Source organism: Colwellia sp. 6M3 (assembly GCF_014077595.1).
In the GTDB taxonomy this organism is placed as follows: Bacteria; Pseudomonadota; Gammaproteobacteria; order Enterobacterales; family Alteromonadaceae; genus Cognaticolwellia.
Genome location: NZ_JACGWF010000258.1, coordinates 1 through 252, shown reverse-complemented (window position 1 = coordinate 252; position 252 = coordinate 1). Strand labels below are relative to the sequence as shown.

The 252-nt window shown below is 34.5% G+C and carries 1 pseudogene; it reads left to right on the top strand.

The annotated features are described in order from the left end of the window. Nucleotides 1–143: 143 nt before the first annotated feature. Nucleotides 144–252: pseudogene (locus H4J50_RS19925) on the top strand (hypothetical protein); the annotation flags it as partial.

Below are 252 nucleotides of genomic sequence, written 5' to 3'. Positions count from 1 at the left end.
GTGACATTATTTGGACACAATAATATAATAAAAAGGACATTTCAAAGCATAAGGAAGCGTTTATTTAGTCGTATAATTAAGCTACAATGCGCGACTGTTTTTTTTGTTATATTTAGCAACTATATTCTTCAGATGGTGAGCTATTAACCAACGATATGACTCTAGCCTTTGCAGAAATATTACGTGAAGCTGGCCCCTGGGGACAAAATTTTCCAGAACCGGTATTTGATGATGTTTTTAACTTAGTGCAAC